Here is a 1,152-nt window from a genome sequence, read left to right on the forward strand (position 1 = left end):
CCTCGTTCAGCGCGGCGCGATGCGGCTGGCCAGAGGGCGAGGCGTGTAAGCGGTGTCAAACCGGCACTCGGCCGCTTGCGCGGGCCGCAAGGCCGCACACCTTGTGGCAATGCCTGCAGGTGTGGGCTTGGTGCCCTGGTTGACCCATGCCAACAGCGCTTCAAACAGCGGCGGGTAAATCGGATCGCCCAGATAGCTGTGCTCTGCAGAGTTCACATAGGTTTGTACCAATCGCGCACCGTTGCCAGACGCTTCCATGCGTTGGCGAAGGGTGTCGCTGCCCTCCACAAAGACGGTGGAGTCGCCAATGCCGTGGGTGGTCAAGACCGGTACTTTGAACCGGCCTTGGTGGTTCACATCGGCTTCAAACCTGGCGCTGGCCTTGGCGTCGGCCTTGAAGCGAAGCACTTCGGCATTCAGGGCCGCATCGTTGGCAGAGCCAACGTATTTGACCGTGTCATTGCCAAAGGGGCTGGCCCCACCGCTTTTTTCAACCACATCGCGAAGGGTGAAAGTGCCCCAGTTGAGGTGGCCCACGATCGAGTTTTCGGGGATTTTCAGGACATCCACGATGGTCTTGATTTTTTGAGCTTCCACAGGCGTGCGTTGTGCAGCCGGTTTGCGTACCCCCAAACAATCGTTCGCCCGCGTAGCCAACTCGGCAGCCGTCAATTTGCTGTCGGCGGGCAAGCCCAAAGACAAGGGGTACTGCGGCTCATCGGGCCGGGGATGGTTTCGGCACAGGTGCTGGTAAATGGCGCGCAAGTCCAAGCGGAAATCGTAGGTGGTGGGCCCGGCCACCACACCGCTGGTCAGCAAAATACCTTCCCAAGATTTGGGGTAAAGCTCGGCCGCACGGGTGGCCACCATGGCACCCCACGACTGTCCGTGCAGCAAAGTGCGCTGAGGCTTGGCGACATGGTCCACAAAAATGCGGCGAACACGCTCGGTGTCTTCGGCCGCCGTGGTGACGGCAAAGCCGCCTTGCCGGAACACCGAACCGGCCCAAGCGTGGCCTTCGGTCAAGGTGATGGCCCAGCGTTTGATGTCTTCGTCTGCCCGAGAGGCCTTGGGCTCGCCCAGCGCCGGGCCACCATGGGCGTGCACCACCAGCACACCGCTCCATTTGGCGGGCGTGGCGATCAAATAATG

1 protein-coding gene is annotated in these 1,152 nt (G+C 61.6%); it reads right to left on the reverse strand.

The window, feature by feature from the left end; all coding sequences use genetic code 11:
- Positions 1-6: 6 nt before the first annotated feature.
- On the reverse strand, positions 7-1,152 hold a 1,146-nt coding region (locus ABWQ00_RS15265), incomplete at its 5' end, for an alpha/beta hydrolase (RefSeq protein ID WP_353239517.1).

The sequence above is a fragment of the Limnohabitans sp. genome (genome assembly GCF_040400975.1).
Taxonomy (GTDB): domain Bacteria; phylum Pseudomonadota; class Gammaproteobacteria; order Burkholderiales; family Burkholderiaceae_C; genus Limnohabitans_A.